Source organism: Zobellia russellii (assembly GCF_044597075.1).
GTDB lineage: Bacteria > Bacteroidota > Bacteroidia > Flavobacteriales > Flavobacteriaceae > Zobellia > Zobellia russellii.
In genome coordinates, this window is sequence record NZ_CP139000.1 from 2641938 (window position 1) to 2659407 (window position 17470).

Genomic DNA, 17470 nt, shown 5'->3' on the forward strand with positions numbered 1-17470 from the left:
AAAAAATTATAAACCTCTTTAATCAAAAATTTCATCTAAGATGAAAAAGCTGTTATTATCATCCATTATCGTAATTATTGGTATTACGTTTCTCGGCAGGCTTTCCTATCTGCAGATATTCAGCTTTTCCCCTGATCAAGTTTTAGAAGACCCCGCAATAAAACGGGTATATGATTATCCTGAGCGCGGTTATATTTACGATAGAAATGGGGAGCTTTTAGTAGGTAACGATCCAGCTTATGATGTCATGGTCATACCTCGTGAGGTTCGTGAGCTAGACACATTGGAACTTTGTGGACTTCTAAAAATAGACAAAGAAAAATTTAAAAAGGAACTACGCAAAGCTACGATTTATTCGCCACGACTTCCTTCAGTTTTTGTTCCTCAACTCTCCAAAGAAGATTACGCAAAACTTCAGGAGAAAATGCGCCATTATGCCGGTTTCTACATCCAAAAACGTTCGCTACGCTATTATGATACTAATAGTGCCGCAAACGTATTGGGTTACATTAGCGAAGTAAACGAACGTGATTTGGCAAAAAACCCCTATTACGTACAGGGTGAACTTACCGGCCGTACAGGTGTAGAAAAAGTATATGAAGATATTTTAAGAGGAAGAAAGGGCGTACAATACATTCAAAAAGATAGGTTCAACAGAGATATTGGACCCTATAAAAATGGAACCTTGGACACCTTACCGGAACAAGGTTTTGAAATAAATATTACTATAGACAAGCATCTTCAAGAGTATGGAGAGCGTCTTATGCACGGAAAATGGGGCGGTATTGTCGCCATTGAACCGTCTTCCGGAGAAATATTATCCATGATTTCAGGGCCTACCTATGACCCATCTCTTTTAGTAGGGAGAAAAAGATCTGCTAATTATAGCAAGCTACACTACGATTCAATCTCCAAACCAACGTTTGACAGATCTATTTCGTTTGAAAAAAGTCCAGGTTCTCCATTCAAGGCCATTAATGCTTTAATTGCATTGCAAGAAGGAGCCATTACACCATCTACTACATTTACTTGTCACCACGGCTTTTTTATCGGTAGAAGTAAAAAGGGCTGTCACTGTGGCGGCGGTGTAAGAACGTTGAACAACGGAATTTACAAATCATGTAACGCTTATTTTGTAGGTGCCTATAAAAAATTATTTGAACAATTCCCATCCAATAGCGACGCTATGGATGCCTGGGAGAAGCATGTTAGAAGTTTTGGACTAGGGTCTTATCTAGGCTCCGACCTTTACACGGGAAGGCCTGGTAGTGTTCCCAGTACCGCCCTATACAATAAATGGTACGGAGAAGGAGACAAAAGATGGTCTGCAACTACCACCTACTCCAATGCCATTGGACAAGGAGAGGTAAACGTTACCCCAATACAGTTGGCCAACATGACCGCTGCCATAGCCAACAGAGGCTTTTTCTATACGCCTCATGTTCTTAAAAAAATAGACGGCAAAGAAATAAGTATCCCAGATTTTGTAGAGCCAAAGCACACTACTATTGATAAGCGACATTTTGAACCTGTAATTCAAGGTATGGCAGACGTTTATCACAAAGGAACGGCACAATACATACAAATACCGGATATTGAAATTGCAGGAAAAACCGGTACCGTAGAGAATTTTATAAAAATAGATAGCGTCAAGACCCAATTAACGGACAACTCGGTTTTTGTGGCCTTTGCCCCAGTAGAAAACCCCAAAATTGCCATAGCCGTATACATTCAAAACGGATACTACGGATCTAGGTACGCCGGGCATATTGCCTCTTTGATGATTGAAAAATACCTTAAAGGCGAAATCACCCGAAAAGACCTGGAAAAAAGAATGCTAGAGCGAACTTTGGAAAGTGAATACGCTAAACCATACAGTGGCAAAGAATTTAAAATAAACGAATACGATTGGAGCAAGCATTCTATAAAGTACCAAGAACAAGCAACCCAATCAGAACAATAGCATATGGCCGGTAAAAGTGTCCTTAAACGTATTGATTGGCTTTCTGTTCTATTTTACGTACTACTTCTGACCATAGGTTGGGTAAACATTTATTCAAGTACTTTTTCGGAAAGTGACTCTTCCATATTTGATTTTGGAACTCTACATGGCAAGCAACTTTTCTTTATCCTTACCAGTTTTGCATCAATTGTAATTCTCCTGGCTCTTGAGGCCAACTTCTATGAACGTTTCTCCAGTGTACTCTATATCATATCAATGGTACTACTACTGGGCTTATTTGTCTTTGGAAAAACCATAGCAGGAGCTACCTCATGGTATGATTTGGGCTTTTTCAACCTTCAGCCATCCGAGCTGGCAAAAGTAGCAACAGCCTTGGCCTTGGCCAAATACTTAAGTGATATACAGACCGATATAAAACGAAATAAAGATCAGCTCTACGCCTTCTTGATTATTTTAATTCCGGCTATATTGATTATACCACAACCCGATCCGGGTAGTGCACTGGTCTTTTTCTCTTTAAGTTTTGTGATTTTCAGGGAAGGCCTACCTATCTACTATCTAGGGATTGCCTTTTTTGCCATCCTTATTTTCGTCACAACCTTAATGTTCGGTACCATTTGGATTACCATAGGCATTGCTTTGATCTTGATACTTTTCTTCCTATTAAAAAAGAAAAAATTTAAAGTTCCAATAATACCCACCGCAGTAGCTGTTGTTGTAACCATTCTATTTTCGCTTTCCGTTGACTTTGTTTTTAACAACGTTTTTGAGCAACGCCACCGCGATCGGTTCAGTCTTTGGTTACGTCTTGAAAAAGACCCCGCCAAACTGGAATACATTAGAAAAACGATTGGCTACAACACGTATCAATCTGAAAAAGCCATTGAATCCGGCGGTTTTTTTGGCAAAGGCTTTTTAGAAGGAACACGAACCAAAGGTGATTTTGTACCTGAACAGCATACAGATTATATTTTTAGTACCGTTGGTGAAGAATGGGGTTTCCTGGGAACCGCAACCGTGGTACTTCTCTTTACTTTCTTATTACTAAGACTTGTTTATCTCTCGGAAAGACAGAAAACCGGTTTTGCCCGAATGTATGGTTATGGGGTAATTTCTATTCTACTCATACATTATTTTATAAATATTGGTATGGTAATAGGCGTACTTCCAACAATTGGTATTCCCCTACCCTTCTTTAGTTATGGTGGATCAGGCCTATTGTTTTTTACGGCCCTCCTATTTATTTTCTTAAAGTTAGATGCCAACCGCCTTAAGGAAGGTATTTAGAATATAGCAACGATAAAGATGAATAGCTCCTGTTAGAATTTAAACTTCCAACTGCCAGTATCTACCGTACTTTCTACTTTATTCTGAAGTTGTTTAGGAAGCCTTTCAAAAAAATCGATGCCTGTTCGTTTTTCTACCTCATCAACAGTAACACTAAATTGTTTTAAAGGTTTCGTGCTCTGCTTTCCTTCCATCAAAAAAGCTAGCACCTTTAGGTTCTCCCCAGCTCCACGAGATATAATTTTGTAATAATATTTAGGCACATCTACATCCTCATCCCCTATCTCTTCCAAGCCTTTTTCCAAAACTCCGGCCGTAACCACAAAAATCTCTCCGTATTGCTTGGCCCACATACGCACTTGCATCTCCAGTTCATTCCATACTCCTGCGTTAAATTCGCGATTTTGAGGACTAATATTACTCGTGTAAAATGTTTCGTTATAGGCCTGCTTGGAGAATCTTCTATCTCCCGCCGGGCACAAATGCCCTCTATCATAACCGGAACCCTTATAATTTCTCCAATCTGCAGATTTTGTTCTTACCTTGGGATCCTCAATAAAATAAGGACGCTTACGGTCATCATGAGTCAAATGTTCTTTCTTTAATGTGTACGCCACCCATTCCGCTTGCTCATAAGGCTCATTGTACGATAGTGTATAATGGCTATGCTCAACCACATCTCCTGTTGTTGAACTAGGCATAAGGGTACCGGCTATGGTGGTTTTTGGTCCATTTTCGGTTTGCTGCGAATAGGTATCCGGTGTATAAAAATTTTCGAATAACCAAAAAGCCCCTATACAAACCAACATTAGAACAGAGTAGATGAGCTTATTCTTTTGAGTCTTATTCATTCTTCAAATGTACTATAAAACAATAGGTGTTGAATGAGTTTAAATGTAAGTAAACGCTAAAAAATTCGACAAATAAGCACATTTCATACAATGCAATGTATTTATTTTGTACTATCTAATTCAATGAACAATTAGTTTAAAAGAAAGGAAAACTATGCTTACATGGAAAGATGTAATCAATTTTAGTGTTAAAGGGAATCCACAGCCGGACAGAAGAGTAGAGAAGACCGAAGCAGAATGGCGTGAACTCCTTACTCCTGAACAATTCAGGATTACCCGAATGAAGGGTACTGAACGGGCACACACTGGTGCACTTTGCAGTGCACATGATGCCGGCAAATACAACTGCATCTGTTGTAACGCACCACTGTTCGATTCTACCATTAAATTCGAATCGGGTACAGGTTGGCCCAGTTTTACTCAGCCTATAAAAGAAAATGCTATTAAATATGAGAAGGATTCCTCATTTGGTATGGTACGCGTAGAGGTCATGTGCAATACTTGCGATGCCCATCTAGGACACATTTTCCCCGACGGGCCCGAACCTAGTGGATTACGCTACTGTATTAATTCAGAATCTATGCAATTACAAAAAGAAAATCTTAAAAATGAGCAATAAAAATTTAGAAATAGCCACACTTGGCGGCGGATGCTTTTGGTGTATAGAAGCTGTCTTGCAAGAACTAAAAGGAGTTGAGAAACTAGTATCCGGTTACACGGGCGGTACCGCTCCCGGAAAACCAACATATAAAGAAGTCTGCTCAGGCCTTACAGGTCACGCAGAGGTGGTTCAGGTTACTTTTGACCCTTCGGTAATTTCATATCAAGATTTACTGATTGTGTTTATGACCAGTCACGACCCTACTTCGCTCAATCGCCAAGGGGGAGATGTTGGAACACAATACCGTTCCGTAATTTATTACCATAACGATACGCAAAAGGAAGTTGCCGAAACCGTAATTAAAGAGTTGGCATCTTATTTTGAAGACCCTATTGTTACAGAGTTGAGTCCTCTATCCGTTTTTCACGATGCCGAAGACTATCATCAAGATTATTACCATAATAACACCACACAGGGTTATTGTAGCGCAGTAATTACACCGAAACTGGCAAAACTAAGACAAATGCATGCCGATAAGTTAAAACAGCCGCTAACTAGCTCGTAACCAATTTAGCGCAGCTAATCTACAGGAAACCGTAATTGGTCTTTCAAATTAAAAAAAATGGGTTTTAAGAGAGTAATTTTACCTCACAATCTTAAAACCCATTTCTATGAAAACCACACAACTTTACTACCGTATAGCCCTTTCTTTATTTTCATTGGCCATCGTATATGCCGTAGCCAACTCCTTTTTTAATTACGAAGCCGTAGTTATGAAATTTGAAGATTTAGGCTACCCTCCTTATTTAATATTTGTATTGGGAACGGCTCAATTACTAGGTCTTTCCGTTCTTATTTTTAATAAAAGCTCTTGGATAAGAGAATGGGCTTATGCCGGCTTTTTCTTAAATCTTGCGTTTGGTATAATAGCACATCTAATGGTAAAAGATGGAAATGGCGCCCCGGCCGTATTCTGTATTATTGCCCTTTACGTGACATTCGTACAAAATAAAAAACTTATTGAGCAGGCTACATCTGCAACTGAAGACACACATACTAAACCTACGCTAAAAACTGTAGCATGATTTGGGCGCTACAGCTTTATTTATTGCGACCTAAAAGACCTGTTAAACAGCAGGTCTTTTTATTTTAGTGCCACCGCAAGTCCTAATCATATTTTACGACTAAACTTATAGACATTATTTACTATGGAAAAGATAGCTTTAGGTGGTGGTTGTCATTGGTGTACGGAAGCGGTATTTCAGTCCTTAAAAGGTGTGAACAAAGTTGAACAAGGTTTTGTATCATCTACGGGGATACATACTAGTTTCTCCGAAGCAGTCGTGGTTCGCTTTAACCCTAGTGTCATTACTTTAAAAGACTTAGTAGAAATACATCTGCACACCCACAAAAGCACATCTAACCATAGCATGCGTTCCAAATATAGGTCTGCTATCTATACGTTTTCTGACCGGCAGTTGCACGAAGCGAATGCAATCTTAAACGAACTGCAAGTAGATTTTAAGGATAGACTCATTACGAACGTACTTCCTTTCGATTCCTTTAAACCCTCTACGGTTGCATTTCAAAATTACTACTACCGCAACCCTGAGAAACCGTTTTGTCAAAATTATATAGACCCAAAAATTAAACTGCTCTTTAAGAAGTTCAGTATACACGCAAAGGCAAATTCAATTGCGAACCTCTAAATAAAAAAGCCCTGACACAAAATGCATCAGGGCTCATTCTATATAAAAATATTTTTTCTATCCTTTTACTGCGGCCAGTTTGCCGTGCTCAATTTTATTGTTCTTTAAATCTTCAAGTACATTTACAGCTTCCTCTACATAAACATCCTTAGCCAAAGCTTTATGCCATCTGTCACGTTTTTCACGTAACACAGAATCTTTGACGAACAACTCTTCTTCATACTTTAAGGAAGCAAAAGTCAACTTAGAATCATATTCATTGATTGCCTTAAAGTAATCTGACTTTTTCTTGTGTTCCTTCTCGTCTGCACGATAAGCATCATAGTTCAAAGAAATCTCCATCTCATCACTTTCGGACTTCAACCATTTAGCGTTTTCCTCAATTAGCTTGATCTGCGGATTATTTGCCATTCTCTTAGTACTGTTGGCAATGGTCTGATCGTAATCTATATACCCTTCCCAAGGCTTGTAATCCGCCGGAGAAATTTTATCCCATTTTAAAGGATTGGCTTGATCTCTCTCACCAAGATCTATATAGCTGTACTTGTCCGGAACCACAACATCACTCTTAACACCTTCCAATTGGGTAGAACCACCGTTAATACGGTAGAACTTCTGGGTGGTTAACTTAATAGCTCCTAGATCTCCGTGATCGTTACTTCTAACTATGTTGTCCAAAGGAATTACGTTCTGTACGGTTCCTTTTCCAAAGGTCTGTTTGCTACCAATAACAATAGCCCTTTTATAGTCTTGCATAGCTGCCGCCAAAATTTCCGAGGCGGAAGCGGATAGTTCGTTTACAAGTATAACAAGTGGGCCGTCCCATTGAATACGCTCATCTTTATCATCATACACATCCTTACCTTTTCCTGAAGAACGCACCTGAACAATTGGGCCATCTTTAATAAAAAGACCGGCCATTTCAACAACGGTCTTTAACGATCCTCCACCGTTATCCCTTAGATCTATGATAAGACCTTCGGCACCTTCTTCTTTTAAACGCTCTACCTCCTTAGCTACATCGGTAGCTGCATTTCTTTCGGTATAATCATCAAAATCTACATAGAATTTAGGTAAATCTATTATTCCAAACTTTTCATCGCTCTTAATAATACTTGCCGATTTGGCGAAAGACTCTTCCAGCTCAACCACATCTCTAGTAAGCTCTACAGTATCCAAAGACCCATCTATCTTACGCACGGTAAGTTCAACTATGGTACCTTTTGGGCCTTTTATCAGTTTAATGGCATCATCCAAACGCATACCTACAATATTGATAGGCTCTTCTCCTTCTTGACCTACTTTTATGATTTGGTCTCCAACTTCCAATCGGGCATCACGCCATACCGGACCACCGGAAATGATATCTACAATCTTAGCACCCTCTGGTTTTTTCTGCAAACGTGCGCCAATACCTTCAAATTTACCGGACATGCTCGTATCAAACTTATCTTTTTCATCCGGAGCAAAATAGTACGTATGCGGGTCAAATTCGTCTACAATAGTGTTTATATATTGAACGAACCAATCCTTACGTTCCAAATCATTTACAAAATCAAAAAATTCATCCAGTGTTTTTTTGGTAGAAACCCTAGCTGCCTTTTCAGCATCTTTAGGTGTCATTGGCTTAGCACTCGCACCTTCTTTTTCCTCAACGACATCTCCTCTTTCAACGCCTTTCATTTTAGAGTCATACGTTCCTAGAGTTGCATATTTAAGTTGTTGCCTCCAACGTTCCTTCAATTCTTTTTTAGAAGTAGCGAAACTCATTTTCTCGTAATCGATATTTATGGTTTCGTTTTTATTGTAATCAAAAGGCTTCTCCAGCACCTCTTTATAGATAACCTTTGCTTCCTCCATACGTTGTACCAATCTATCATACACTAGATTGAAAAATGTGATATCCGTACTTTTGATTTGATCGTCCAATTGAAACTTGTACTGCTCAAACTCTTTGACGTCCTCCTCCAAAAAATATCGTTTGGTCGGATCTAAAACATCAATAAAATCCTCAAAAACACTTACCGAAAAATCGTCATCAATGTTTTTGGGTTCATAATGTCCCTTTTCCAATACATAAGTAATAAGGTCTAAAAGCAGTTTATCTTTATCGTCAGTTTCAAAAGATTTATTGGTAAAACTGCACGAAGCAACAGATATAAGCATTACCAAAAGAGAATAGGCAAGATTCCTTTTCATATAATTTTTTTTCGAAATTTTTAAAATAACCAATCTTGGGGAAGATTGAGATTTTCACACTTAAAAGTAATGAATTCCCTAAGATACTGAAAAAACCATGCCACCTTTAGAGGGGATACACTAATTTTTTGTTAAACGAACTTAGGTCGTTGTGTTCTGTAAACGTATTTTTGCCCTATAAAGTATTCAGCATGAAAAAACCTTTAATCTTAGTAACTAACGATGACGGAATTACAGCTCCAGGTATACGTGCTTTGATTAAGTATATGAAAGAACTGGGCGATGTTGTAGTAGTTGCTCCAAATGGACCGCAATCTGGCCAAGGACACGCAATTACCATAGACAATACGCTGTATGCCAATAAAATTGTGGTAGACAAAAAAAATGGCGCCCCTATTGAATACAGTTGTAGCGGCACACCTGCAGATTGTGTAAAAATGGCACTTCAGGAATTATTGGACCGTAAACCGGATATTTGTGTAAGCGGCATCAACCACGGATCCAACTCGTCTATAAACGTTATATACTCGGGTACCATGAGCGCTGCTATTGAGGCCGGTATAGAGGGCATACCTGCCATAGGTTTTTCTTTATGCGATTACTCGTGGCATGCAGATTTTAAGCAAGCAGGGCATATCATCAAAAAAATAGTTAGCGAATCCTTGGCCAATGGCATTCCAAAAGGCGTAGTACTAAACGTTAATATTCCTAAGGCGCAAAAAGAGGATATCAAAGGAATAAAAGTTTGCAGACAGGCACGTGCCAACTGGAAAGAGAAATTTGACAAACGCACCAGCCCAGGTGGAAAGGATTATTACTGGCTAACCGGTGAGTTTGAATTATTGGACAAAGGCGAAGACACTGATGAATGGGCCTTGGCCAACAATTACGTATCCGTTGTACCTACCCAATTTGACCTTACGGCCCATCATGCAATCCAGCAACTTAATGGTTGGCAATTTGAGTAGTTAAAATTCGTTTCTTAAAGAAATATAACTTTACAGTACCAAACAGGATTGAATGAACTTAAAAATTATGAACGTTAAAAAAGAGCTTGCCATAGGATTTTTAGTAGGTATAATTGCCAATACCATTGGCACTTTACTCTATATCTTGTTATTTTCGGACTTTGGTATTGCCGAAACTTTTGAAGCAGCTATAGAACAAGGTCATATTGGCAGTCTTTTGGCCTTGGGAGCCATCCTTAACCTTATCGCTTTTTTTGGTTTTTTAAGAATCCGTAGAGACAACAGGGCCAAAGGTGTTCTTATTGCTACACTTTTAACCGCATTGGCCATTTTGTACTATAAAATCTTTTAGCCGTAAATTAACGGTAAAGAACATACGAATTTTGCCCTAACCGAGTTCTCCTTTTAAAAGGGCAAGGTATAAACTGTATTAATTTGTAATGAAGTATTATATAATAGCAGGCGAAGCGTCTGGAGACCTCCACGGCTCCAACCTTATGGAAGCCTTAATCACCAAAGACCCAGACGCCAATATTCGCTTTTGGGGAGGTGACCTTATGCAACAGGCAGGAGGAACTTTGGTAAAACATTACAAAGAAATGGCCTTTATGGGCTTTTTGGAAGTCCTTATGAATTTAGGTACAATTGCCAAAGCTATTAAATTCTGTAAGACGGATATTCAACAGTTTCAGCCAGATGTTATTGTTTTTATTGATTACTCCGGCTTTAATCTCCGTATTGCCAAATGGGCCAAAGAACAAGGATTTAGAACAAATTACTATATATCTCCGCAAATATGGGCCTCAAGGGAAGGACGTATAAAAGACATCAAAAGAGATATTGATGCCATGCATGTTATTCTTCCTTTTGAAAAAGAGTTCTATGAAAAGAAACACAATTACCCAGTAAATTTTGTGGGGCATCCACTTATTGATGCCATTGAAAACAGAATTCCGGTTGATGAGCTCCAATTCCGCCAGCAGCATAAATTAGACTCAAAAAAACCGATTATAGCGTTACTTCCGGGTAGTAGAAAGCAAGAAGTACAGAAGATGCTAACGGTAATGTTATCCGTCATCAAAGATTTTTCGGCCTATCAATTTGTAATTGCAGGAGCACCTAGCCTTGACCATGATTTTTACGGGCCCTTTCTAAAAAATCCCAACGTTAGTTTTGTAACCAACAAAACCTATGACCTTTTAAGTATTGCCCATGCAGCCTTGGTTACCAGTGGAACGGCTACATTGGAGACCGCTATTTTTAAGGTGCCCCAAGTGGTTTGTTATAAGGCGAATTGGCTTTCGTACCAGATTGCCAAACGAATTATTACCCTTGAATATATATCTCTTGTGAACCTTATTATGAAAAAAGAGGTGGTAAAAGAGCTTATTCAAAACGATTTGACCACCAAAAACATAAAGGCCGAATTAAATAAAATACTTGATGGACCCGCACGTAAGGCCCAAATTGAAGCCTACAACCAACTTGAAAAAAAATTGGGAGGTAGAGGAGCAAGTGTTAATGCCGCCACCCTTATTATAGAAAATGTTTAATTTTGGCATAAGTCCATTTAGAAACGTATCCATTTACATGCTTCGCAAACTCCTATACATTCTAATTATCTGCCTTGTTGCCAGTTGTGGGGCCTCAAAAAAGAAAACTGCTCAAAACCAACCAAGAAGAGTAACGGTTGCGGCCAAGCCCATGGATGCACCAAAAAGAGAAAAGAAACCTAACAGGAACGTAACGGTAGCCAAGCGTTCAAAAGCTGATGATGTTATAGATTCAGCATTAAAATTTTCAGGGGTTCGTTACAAATTTGGCGGAACGACCAAAAAAGGAATGGACTGTTCCGGATTACTTTATGTTGCCTTTGGCGAAAATGATGTAAAGCTACCACGCACCTCTTACCATATGGCCGAAGAGGGGAAAAATATTCGCGTGCGCGATGTTGAAAAAGGCGATTTACTTTTCTTTAAAACAAGTAAACGCAGCAAACGTATCAACCATGTAGGCATGGTTGTTTCCGTAGAAGGCGATGAAATTAAGTTTGTACATTCTTCCTCCTCTAGAGGTGTCATAGTTTCTTCCTTACACGAAGGATATTGGAACAGTGCCTTTATAAAAGCTACCCGAATTCTGTAAATGAGATTGCTCCGCTTCATACCCATAAAACTGACACTCGTTGTTATTTTGGGTATTGTGGCAGGAAACTATCTAAACCTAGATGTACGCTTTCCCCTATTTGCTTGCATTATTCTACTAGTTCTATTGGGTTTTTTACGTTTCAAGGATAAAAAGAAAGAATCCCTTAGTTTTGGATACTTAGCCATTTTAACCACATTTTGTATTGGTCTATTCGCTGCCGGGTTGTCACAACCAAAAAATCAAACGAACCATTACCTTAATACAGATTTTTCCGGAAACCGTATTTGGCACATTAAAATTTCGGAGGCACTAAAACCCAGCCCCTATTCGGAGAGATATATTGGCAAGGTACAAGCGCTGGACCAAAATTATGCAGAGGGAAAAGTCTTGCTCAGTTTTTCGAACGATTCTATGCTCAAAAAACTTCAGGTTGATGATGAGATTGTACTATTTAGCTCCATAGGTGAAGTAAAAGCGCCATTAAATCCGCATCAATTCAATTATAAGAATTATTTAAAGGATTTGGGTATATTCCATCAATTCAGGCTAACAGGCAGCCAGTTTATTACTCTTGACTCTCCTTCTACCACTATTTACGGCATGGCAGCCAATGCGCGTACCCATATCATTTATCAACTTAAAAAAGCCGATTTCGGCCAAGAGGAACTGAGCATAATTCAGGCATTGCTTCTAGGGCAGCGCAACGACATATCCGAAGAAACCTATACCGATTATAAAAACGCCGGAGCTGTTCATATTTTGGCTGTTTCAGGCTTACACATAGGGATTCTATTATGGATTTTACTATTTTTTCTAAAACCTTTGGAACGCCTGCCTAGAGGCAAAACTTTAAAACTGGTCTTAACCGTGCTTTTGCTTTGGGGCTTTGCCTTCCTTTCTGGTTTATCTGCATCCGTAGTGCGATCCGTTACCATGTTTTCCTTTGTAGCCTATAGCATGTATTTAAACCGTCCGAACAACACCTTTAACATACTGGCTTTATCCATTTTCTTTATTCTATTGGCCATCAACCCAAACCTTCTTTTTCAAGTGGGTTTTCAAATGAGTTATGCTGCCGTTTTGGCTATTGTTTGGCTCTACCCGCTTTTTCAAAAATTGTGGTTTCCAAAGTACAAGCTCGTGAGGAAGATATGGCAGCTCTTGTCCGTTAGTATTGCGGCACAGTTGGGAGTATTGTCCATAAGCCTGTTTTACTTTCATCAATTTCCGGGTCTGTTCTTTATTAGCAACCTACTCATTGTTCCCGCATTGGGAATTATCCTTGGGATGGGAATTTTAGTTATTTTCTTGGCACTAATTGGCCAATTATGGGGTGAACTGGTTATCATCTATAATGCCCTGATTGGCTGGATGAACCAAATTATACACTGGGTTGCCCAACAGGAAGCCTTTATCTTTAAAAATATCTCTTTTGATGGCGTTCAAATGGTATTGGCCTACACCATACTTTTTAGTTGCGTAATTTTACTTACCCGTCCTAACTTTAAAAAAGTGATTGCACTCGCAACGTTTATTGTGGGGTTTCAACTATGGACGATTTATACGGATTACGAAACTGCCCGCAAGAACATTTTATTTATTGGGCATCAAACCAAAAATACGGTAGTAGTACACCAAAACGGGCACCATACAATTGCTGCAACTCGTGACACTCTTAGCGTAGGGAACATGCTAAATGATCATAGTGTAGCGGAACGAACAACTAATACAACTTACTCCACCGTTAAGAACAGTTACAAGTGGGGAAACAAGAACGTTTTAATTATTGATAGTCTAGGTGTTTACCCCACAAGGGAAACCTCCGTAGATTACCTTATTCTTACCCAATCGCCCAAGCTAAATCTCGAAAGGGTCATTTCATCCATACGTCCAAAAAATATAATAGTAGACGGTAGCAACTATACTTCTTATGTAAATAGATGGAAAGAAACCTGCCTAAAACAAAAACTCCCTTTTCACGCTACAGGCGAAAAGGGAGCTTATTATTTTGATTAACGTAATTAAACGTGTTTCTCTATTTCAAAATCTTCCTGTCCTCCTGAAATTCTAGTTTCTCCGTCTTCCGCACCATGGGCCAATCGCTTTAATGGTTTTAACATGGCGATAACCAAAAGCCCAATTAGAGACCAAATAACGGCTATACCTGTAAAGATTTCAAATTCACCCAGTGATTGTGACGCCTGCCCTATTAGACCTGCCACTTTGTTCCCAAGGCCTGTTGCCGCCCAATACAATCCCATGATAATGGAGGCATATTTAAGCGGTGCCAATTTAGTTATGTAGGATAACGATACCGGAGACGCACAAAGCTCACCAATAGTATGAAGTAAATAAGCTAATATCAACCAATACATAGCGGAAGAACCGTTGGCCTCATATTGCAAGGATGCCGCACTCATAAACCCGAAACCAAGGGCCATAACTATTAGACCTACGGCTATTTTAAAAATTGACGAAGACTCTTTGCCGGCCTTACGCCATTTTAACCAAAAGGCACCCACCACAGTAGCCAAAGTGATAATGAAGAATGAATTCACCGACTGAAACACCGATGCTGGAATTTCAAACAGACCAAAGAAATTACGATCCGTTTTTTGCATGGCATATAAGTTCATTAGTCCACCAGCTTGTTCAAAGGCCGCCCAGAATAAAATAATCAATAGAAACGAAATTAAGAGAACCTTTATCCTATCCTTCTCTATACCTGTTAAAGGTCTGTCCAAAATTTCACGATCAGCAGCATTGTTCCTGCTAATTAGGTTACCAACGTGCGTCAAATATTTCTGTCCCCAAATATAAACAGCCTGCCCCATGAACATACCTATAGCGGCCAAACCAAAGCCGTAGTGCCAGTTTATGTTCTCCCCAACATAACCACATAAAATTGGAGCAAGGAAACCACCTATGTTAATACCCATATAAAAAATATAAAAGCCTAAATCGCGTCTTTCGTCCTTAGGCTTGTACAGTCCACCAACCATTGAGGATATGTTGGGTTTAAGGCAGCCCACCCCTAAGATTATAAAAAAGCACCCTAAATAAAACGAAGTCTCGGAATTCATTGCCAAAATAGCATGTCCTAAACACAAAAGTATTCCTCCGAGCATAACGGTCTTCTTTTGCCCTAAGAACCTATCCGCAATCCATCCACCGGGAATTGAAGAAACATACACCAACATGGTATACCACCCATAAAGAGCAAGCGCCTCATCATTACTCCAGCCAAAACCTGCATTGCTAGAAGTAGTCTCCGCTACCAGAAACAAAGTAAAAAGCGCTCTCATCCCATAGTATGAAAACCGCTCCCACATTTCAGTAAAGAATAGAATATATAAACCTACCGGATGCCCGAACAGTTCCTTTTCATGCGGTGCCTTTTCTACTATTGCCATAAATATGTTATTTGTTTAATTGGATTTGTATCAAAACTAGATCAAGATGCGATTAAATTACGCTTTAAAACGTTTCATACCTCTTGAGTCTGTAAACTTCGGTTGTTGGTCTGGGTTTCTAATTTTCAGGGTTCAACAAATTTTCCTGTAAAAAATTAGTCATTTTATTGAATAAGTGCACTCTGGTATTTCCTCCATAAATGCCGTGGTTCTTATCTGGGTAAATGGCCCAATCAAATTGTTTATTGGCCTGCACCAGTGCTTCTATCATGCGCATTGAGTTCTGCACATGTACATTGTCATCACCGGAACCATGAACCAACAGGTAATTCCCTTTTAACATTTCTGGATAGTTCAAAGGAGAGTTTTCATCATAACCGGCCGGATTTTCCTCCGGAGTACGTAAAAAACGTTCTGTGTAAATGGTATCGTAAAAGCGCCATGTAGTTACCGGAGCAACTGCAATGGCCGTTTCAAAAACATCATTCCCTTTTAAAATGCAGTTGGTAGACATATGGCCTCCAAAACTCCATCCCCAAATTCCGGTTCTATTTTCGTCTATATACGGCAACTTGCTCAATTCTTTAGCAGCTGCAATCTGGTCTTCGGTTTCATATTTTACAAGATTTAGATAGGTAGACTTTTTAAAATCCGCACCCTTAAAGCCCGTTCCCCTACCGTCTACACAAGCAACCACATAACCCTGTGATACCAATTGCTGATGCCACAAATCCCTAGCATCCAACCAACGGTTTACCACGCTCTGTGAACCTGGACCACTATATTGGTACATTAACAACGGGTATTTTTTTGCTGGATCAAAATCTTTAGGCTTCACCATATACATATTTAGCTCATTGCCGTTAATGGTAATGGTAGAGAATTCCTTTTCGCTGATTTCGTATCCTTTCAACTTTTCAACTAAAGCATTGTTATTTTTTATTTCCTTTACCTTTTTCCCGCTTAAAGCTTTGTGCAGCATATAAACAGGCGGTGTACTTGCATTGGAATAGGTGTGTATAAAATAAGTGAAATCTGCACTAAAATCGGCATCATTGGAGCCTTCCTGGGCTACCAAAGCCTTTTTGTTCTTTCCGTTGCTTTCAATACTGTATACACCACGGTTAATTGAGCCATTTTCCGTAGATTGGTAATAGACCTTATCCTCATTCTGATCATAACCGTAGTATTGGGTCACCTCCCATGGCCCCTTGGTTATTTGGTTTACAAGATTACCATCCTGATCATGAAGATAGATATGGTTGTAGCCGTCTTTTTCGCTTGTCCAGATAAAACTATCGTCCGCCAGAAACGTAAGGTTATCCGTGATATCTATATACGCTTTGTCCTTTTCCTCTAAAAGTACGATAGCCGCATTATTTTTAGCATCTACGGAATACAATTTTAAATGGTTCTGGTGCCTGTTGAGCACCTGCACACTTAAATAATTAGAGTTGTTCATCCATTTGATACGTGGAATGTAATATGCACCCCCTAAATCTACCGAGGCTGTAGTTTTAGCCTTTATGTCATATAAATGCAAACTTACTTTGGCATTTGCCTCGCCGGCCTTAGGATATTTGAATGTTTCCTGAGAGGGATATAAATCCGTTCCAAAAACATCCATAGAAAATTCGGAGACATCCGTTTCATCAAAACGTAAAAAGGCTATTTTGGTACCATTGCTATTCCAATCAAAAGCCCTGACAAAAGCAAACTCCTCTTCGTAAACCCAATCCGTTACACCATTAATGACTGAATTTTTCTGACCATCTGTTGTAAGCTGTTCCGTAGTTCCGGAAGCCAAATCAAATAAGTAGAGGTTGTTTTTGGCCACGTAGGCCACCTTTGTTCCGTCCGGAGCCAGCTTTGGCTCTTGGATTTTTGTATCTGAAACTTTGGTTAGTTTTTTGGTCTTTAAATCATACACATAAAAGATGCCCAATGTTGAATGTCTATAGATAGATTCTAATTCTGTTGCCAATAACAACTGAGATTCATCATCACTGAATTGGTAGGAGCTAAAACCTTCTATTTCCTGTAAATTGGAAGAATTAACAATGGTTTCTACCTTTTTCTGTGTAGCGTAATCAAACTTATCAATGGTTGTAGTCCCATCTGCACCCCAATTCAACAGGGTATATTGCTTACCGTTTTTCATGGACCTTAAGGCATCCAACCTTTCAATTGAGAACTCGCCTCCGTATACTGCCTCTACTGTAACTTGTTTCTTTTGCGCATAAGAAATCGCCAAAAAGGCGAATACAAAAGAGACACTCAAAACTATTTTTCGCATAGAATGTTATAAAAAAGATTAAATCGCCCAAGTTT

General features: G+C 39.3%; 15 protein-coding genes. 11 read left to right on the plus strand and 4 right to left on the minus strand.

Annotated elements, in window-relative coordinates; translation table 11 throughout:
- Positions 1-40: 40 nt before the first annotated feature.
- Together SJY45_RS10750 and rodA are read left to right on the plus strand one after the other, a co-directional pair.
- Positions 41-1963: a penicillin-binding protein 2 gene (locus SJY45_RS10750; RefSeq protein WP_215437898.1), complete on the plus strand. Its 1923-nt coding sequence runs from the start codon at positions 41-43 to the stop codon at positions 1961-1963.
- A gap of 3 nt (positions 1964-1966) precedes the next feature.
- Complete coding sequence (gene rodA / locus SJY45_RS10755) at positions 1967-3250, plus strand: rod shape-determining protein RodA (RefSeq protein ID WP_400070612.1); 1284 nt, start codon at positions 1967-1969, stop codon at positions 3248-3250.
- 32 nt (positions 3251-3282) lie between these two features.
- On the opposite strand, the gene SJY45_RS10760 is transcribed toward rodA, so the two are convergent.
- Positions 3283-4101 (minus strand): DNA/RNA non-specific endonuclease, encoded by an 819-nt coding sequence (locus tag SJY45_RS10760; RefSeq protein WP_400070614.1) that lies wholly within the window; start codon positions 4099-4101, stop codon positions 3283-3285.
- Positions 4102-4255: 154 nt separating this feature from the next.
- On the opposite strand from SJY45_RS10760, the gene msrB reads away from it, so the two are divergent.
- The 4 genes from msrB to SJY45_RS10780 all read left to right on the plus strand — a co-directional run bounded on the left by msrB (position 4256) and on the right by SJY45_RS10780 (position 6411).
- Positions 4256-4720: a peptide-methionine (R)-S-oxide reductase MsrB gene (gene msrB, locus SJY45_RS10765; protein ID WP_400070616.1), complete on the plus strand. Its 465-nt coding sequence runs from the start codon at positions 4256-4258 to the stop codon at positions 4718-4720.
- Positions 4710-5267, plus strand: a complete 558-nt coding sequence (msrA, locus tag SJY45_RS10770) for a peptide-methionine (S)-S-oxide reductase MsrA (protein WP_400070618.1) — start codon at positions 4710-4712, stop codon at positions 5265-5267. Before msrB ends, msrA begins: the two co-directional genes overlap by 11 nt.
- 106 nt (positions 5268-5373) lie before the next feature.
- Positions 5374-5787: a DoxX family protein gene (locus SJY45_RS10775; RefSeq protein WP_400070620.1), complete on the plus strand. Its 414-nt coding sequence runs from the start codon at positions 5374-5376 to the stop codon at positions 5785-5787.
- A 123-nt stretch (positions 5788-5910) separates the two neighbouring features.
- Positions 5911-6411, plus strand: a complete 501-nt coding sequence (locus tag SJY45_RS10780; RefSeq protein ID WP_400070622.1) for a peptide-methionine (S)-S-oxide reductase — start codon at positions 5911-5913, stop codon at positions 6409-6411.
- A gap of 57 nt (positions 6412-6468) precedes the next feature.
- Here the strand turns inward: SJY45_RS10780 and SJY45_RS10785 are convergent, their stop codons facing one another.
- Entirely contained in the window at positions 6469-8610 is a 2142-nt protein-coding gene (locus tag SJY45_RS10785; protein ID WP_215437879.1) for a carboxy terminal-processing peptidase, read from the minus strand.
- A gap of 191 nt (positions 8611-8801) precedes the next feature.
- Between SJY45_RS10785 and surE the strand changes: the two genes are divergently transcribed.
- From surE to SJY45_RS10810, 5 genes are all read left to right on the plus strand, one after another.
- The gene (gene surE / locus SJY45_RS10790) at positions 8802-9578 is read left to right on the plus strand and encodes a 5'/3'-nucleotidase SurE (protein ID WP_215913833.1); all 777 of its coding nucleotides are present in this window, start codon (positions 8802-8804) and stop codon (positions 9576-9578) included.
- A gap of 67 nt (positions 9579-9645) precedes the next feature.
- The gene (locus SJY45_RS10795) at positions 9646-9930 is read left to right on the plus strand and encodes a hypothetical protein (RefSeq protein ID WP_215914040.1); all 285 of its coding nucleotides are present in this window, start codon (positions 9646-9648) and stop codon (positions 9928-9930) included.
- An 88-nt stretch (positions 9931-10018) separates the two neighbouring features.
- Positions 10019-11131, plus strand: a complete 1113-nt coding sequence (lpxB, locus tag SJY45_RS10800) for a lipid-A-disaccharide synthase (protein WP_400070624.1) — start codon at positions 10019-10021, stop codon at positions 11129-11131.
- Between the two features lie 37 nt (positions 11132-11168).
- Positions 11169-11723, plus strand: a complete 555-nt coding sequence (locus SJY45_RS10805) for a C40 family peptidase (protein WP_400070626.1) — start codon at positions 11169-11171, stop codon at positions 11721-11723.
- A complete protein-coding gene (locus SJY45_RS10810; RefSeq protein WP_400070628.1) occupies positions 11724-13742 on the plus strand; it encodes a ComEC/Rec2 family competence protein in 2019 nt (672 codons plus the stop codon).
- 5 nt (positions 13743-13747) lie between these two features.
- Here the strand turns inward: SJY45_RS10810 and SJY45_RS10815 are convergent, their stop codons facing one another.
- Both SJY45_RS10815 and SJY45_RS10820 read right to left on the minus strand, forming a co-directional pair.
- Positions 13748-15139, minus strand: coding sequence for a peptide MFS transporter (locus SJY45_RS10815; RefSeq protein WP_400070630.1), 1392 nt, complete (start codon positions 15137-15139; stop codon positions 13748-13750).
- 118 nt (positions 15140-15257) lie between these two features.
- Positions 15258-17435, minus strand: a complete 2178-nt coding sequence (locus SJY45_RS10820; protein WP_400070632.1) for a S9 family peptidase — start codon at positions 17433-17435, stop codon at positions 15258-15260.
- Positions 17436-17470: the final 35 nt, after the last annotated feature.

Bases quoted from the DNA above. Each gene is read 5' to 3' on its own strand.
- SJY45_RS10750 (WP_215437898.1), top strand. From the start codon at position 41: ATGAAAAAGCTGTTATTATCATCCATTATCGTAATTATTGGTATTACG.
- rodA (WP_400070612.1), top strand. From the start codon at position 1,967: ATGGCCGGTAAAAGTGTCCTTAAACGTATTGATTGGCTTTCTGTTCTA.
- SJY45_RS10760 (WP_400070614.1), bottom strand. From the start codon at position 4,101: ATGAATAAGACTCAAAAGAATAAGCTCATCTACTCTGTTCTAATGTTG.
- msrB (WP_400070616.1), top strand. From the start codon at position 4,256: ATGCTTACATGGAAAGATGTAATCAATTTTAGTGTTAAAGGGAATCCA.
- msrA (WP_400070618.1), top strand. From the start codon at position 4,710: ATGAGCAATAAAAATTTAGAAATAGCCACACTTGGCGGCGGATGCTTT.
- SJY45_RS10775 (WP_400070620.1), top strand. From the start codon at position 5,374: ATGAAAACCACACAACTTTACTACCGTATAGCCCTTTCTTTATTTTCA.
- SJY45_RS10780 (WP_400070622.1), top strand. From the start codon at position 5,911: ATGGAAAAGATAGCTTTAGGTGGTGGTTGTCATTGGTGTACGGAAGCG.
- SJY45_RS10785 (WP_215437879.1), bottom strand. From the start codon at position 8,610: ATGAAAAGGAATCTTGCCTATTCTCTTTTGGTAATGCTTATATCTGTT.
- surE (WP_215913833.1), top strand. From the start codon at position 8,802: ATGAAAAAACCTTTAATCTTAGTAACTAACGATGACGGAATTACAGCT.
- SJY45_RS10795 (WP_215914040.1), top strand. From the start codon at position 9,646: ATGAACGTTAAAAAAGAGCTTGCCATAGGATTTTTAGTAGGTATAATT.
- lpxB (WP_400070624.1), top strand. From the start codon at position 10,019: ATGAAGTATTATATAATAGCAGGCGAAGCGTCTGGAGACCTCCACGGC.
- SJY45_RS10805 (WP_400070626.1), top strand. From the start codon at position 11,169: ATGCTTCGCAAACTCCTATACATTCTAATTATCTGCCTTGTTGCCAGT.
- SJY45_RS10810 (WP_400070628.1), top strand. From the start codon at position 11,724: ATGAGATTGCTCCGCTTCATACCCATAAAACTGACACTCGTTGTTATT.
- SJY45_RS10815 (WP_400070630.1), bottom strand. From the start codon at position 15,139: ATGGCAATAGTAGAAAAGGCACCGCATGAAAAGGAACTGTTCGGGCAT.
- SJY45_RS10820 (WP_400070632.1), bottom strand. From the start codon at position 17,435: ATGCGAAAAATAGTTTTGAGTGTCTCTTTTGTATTCGCCTTTTTGGCG.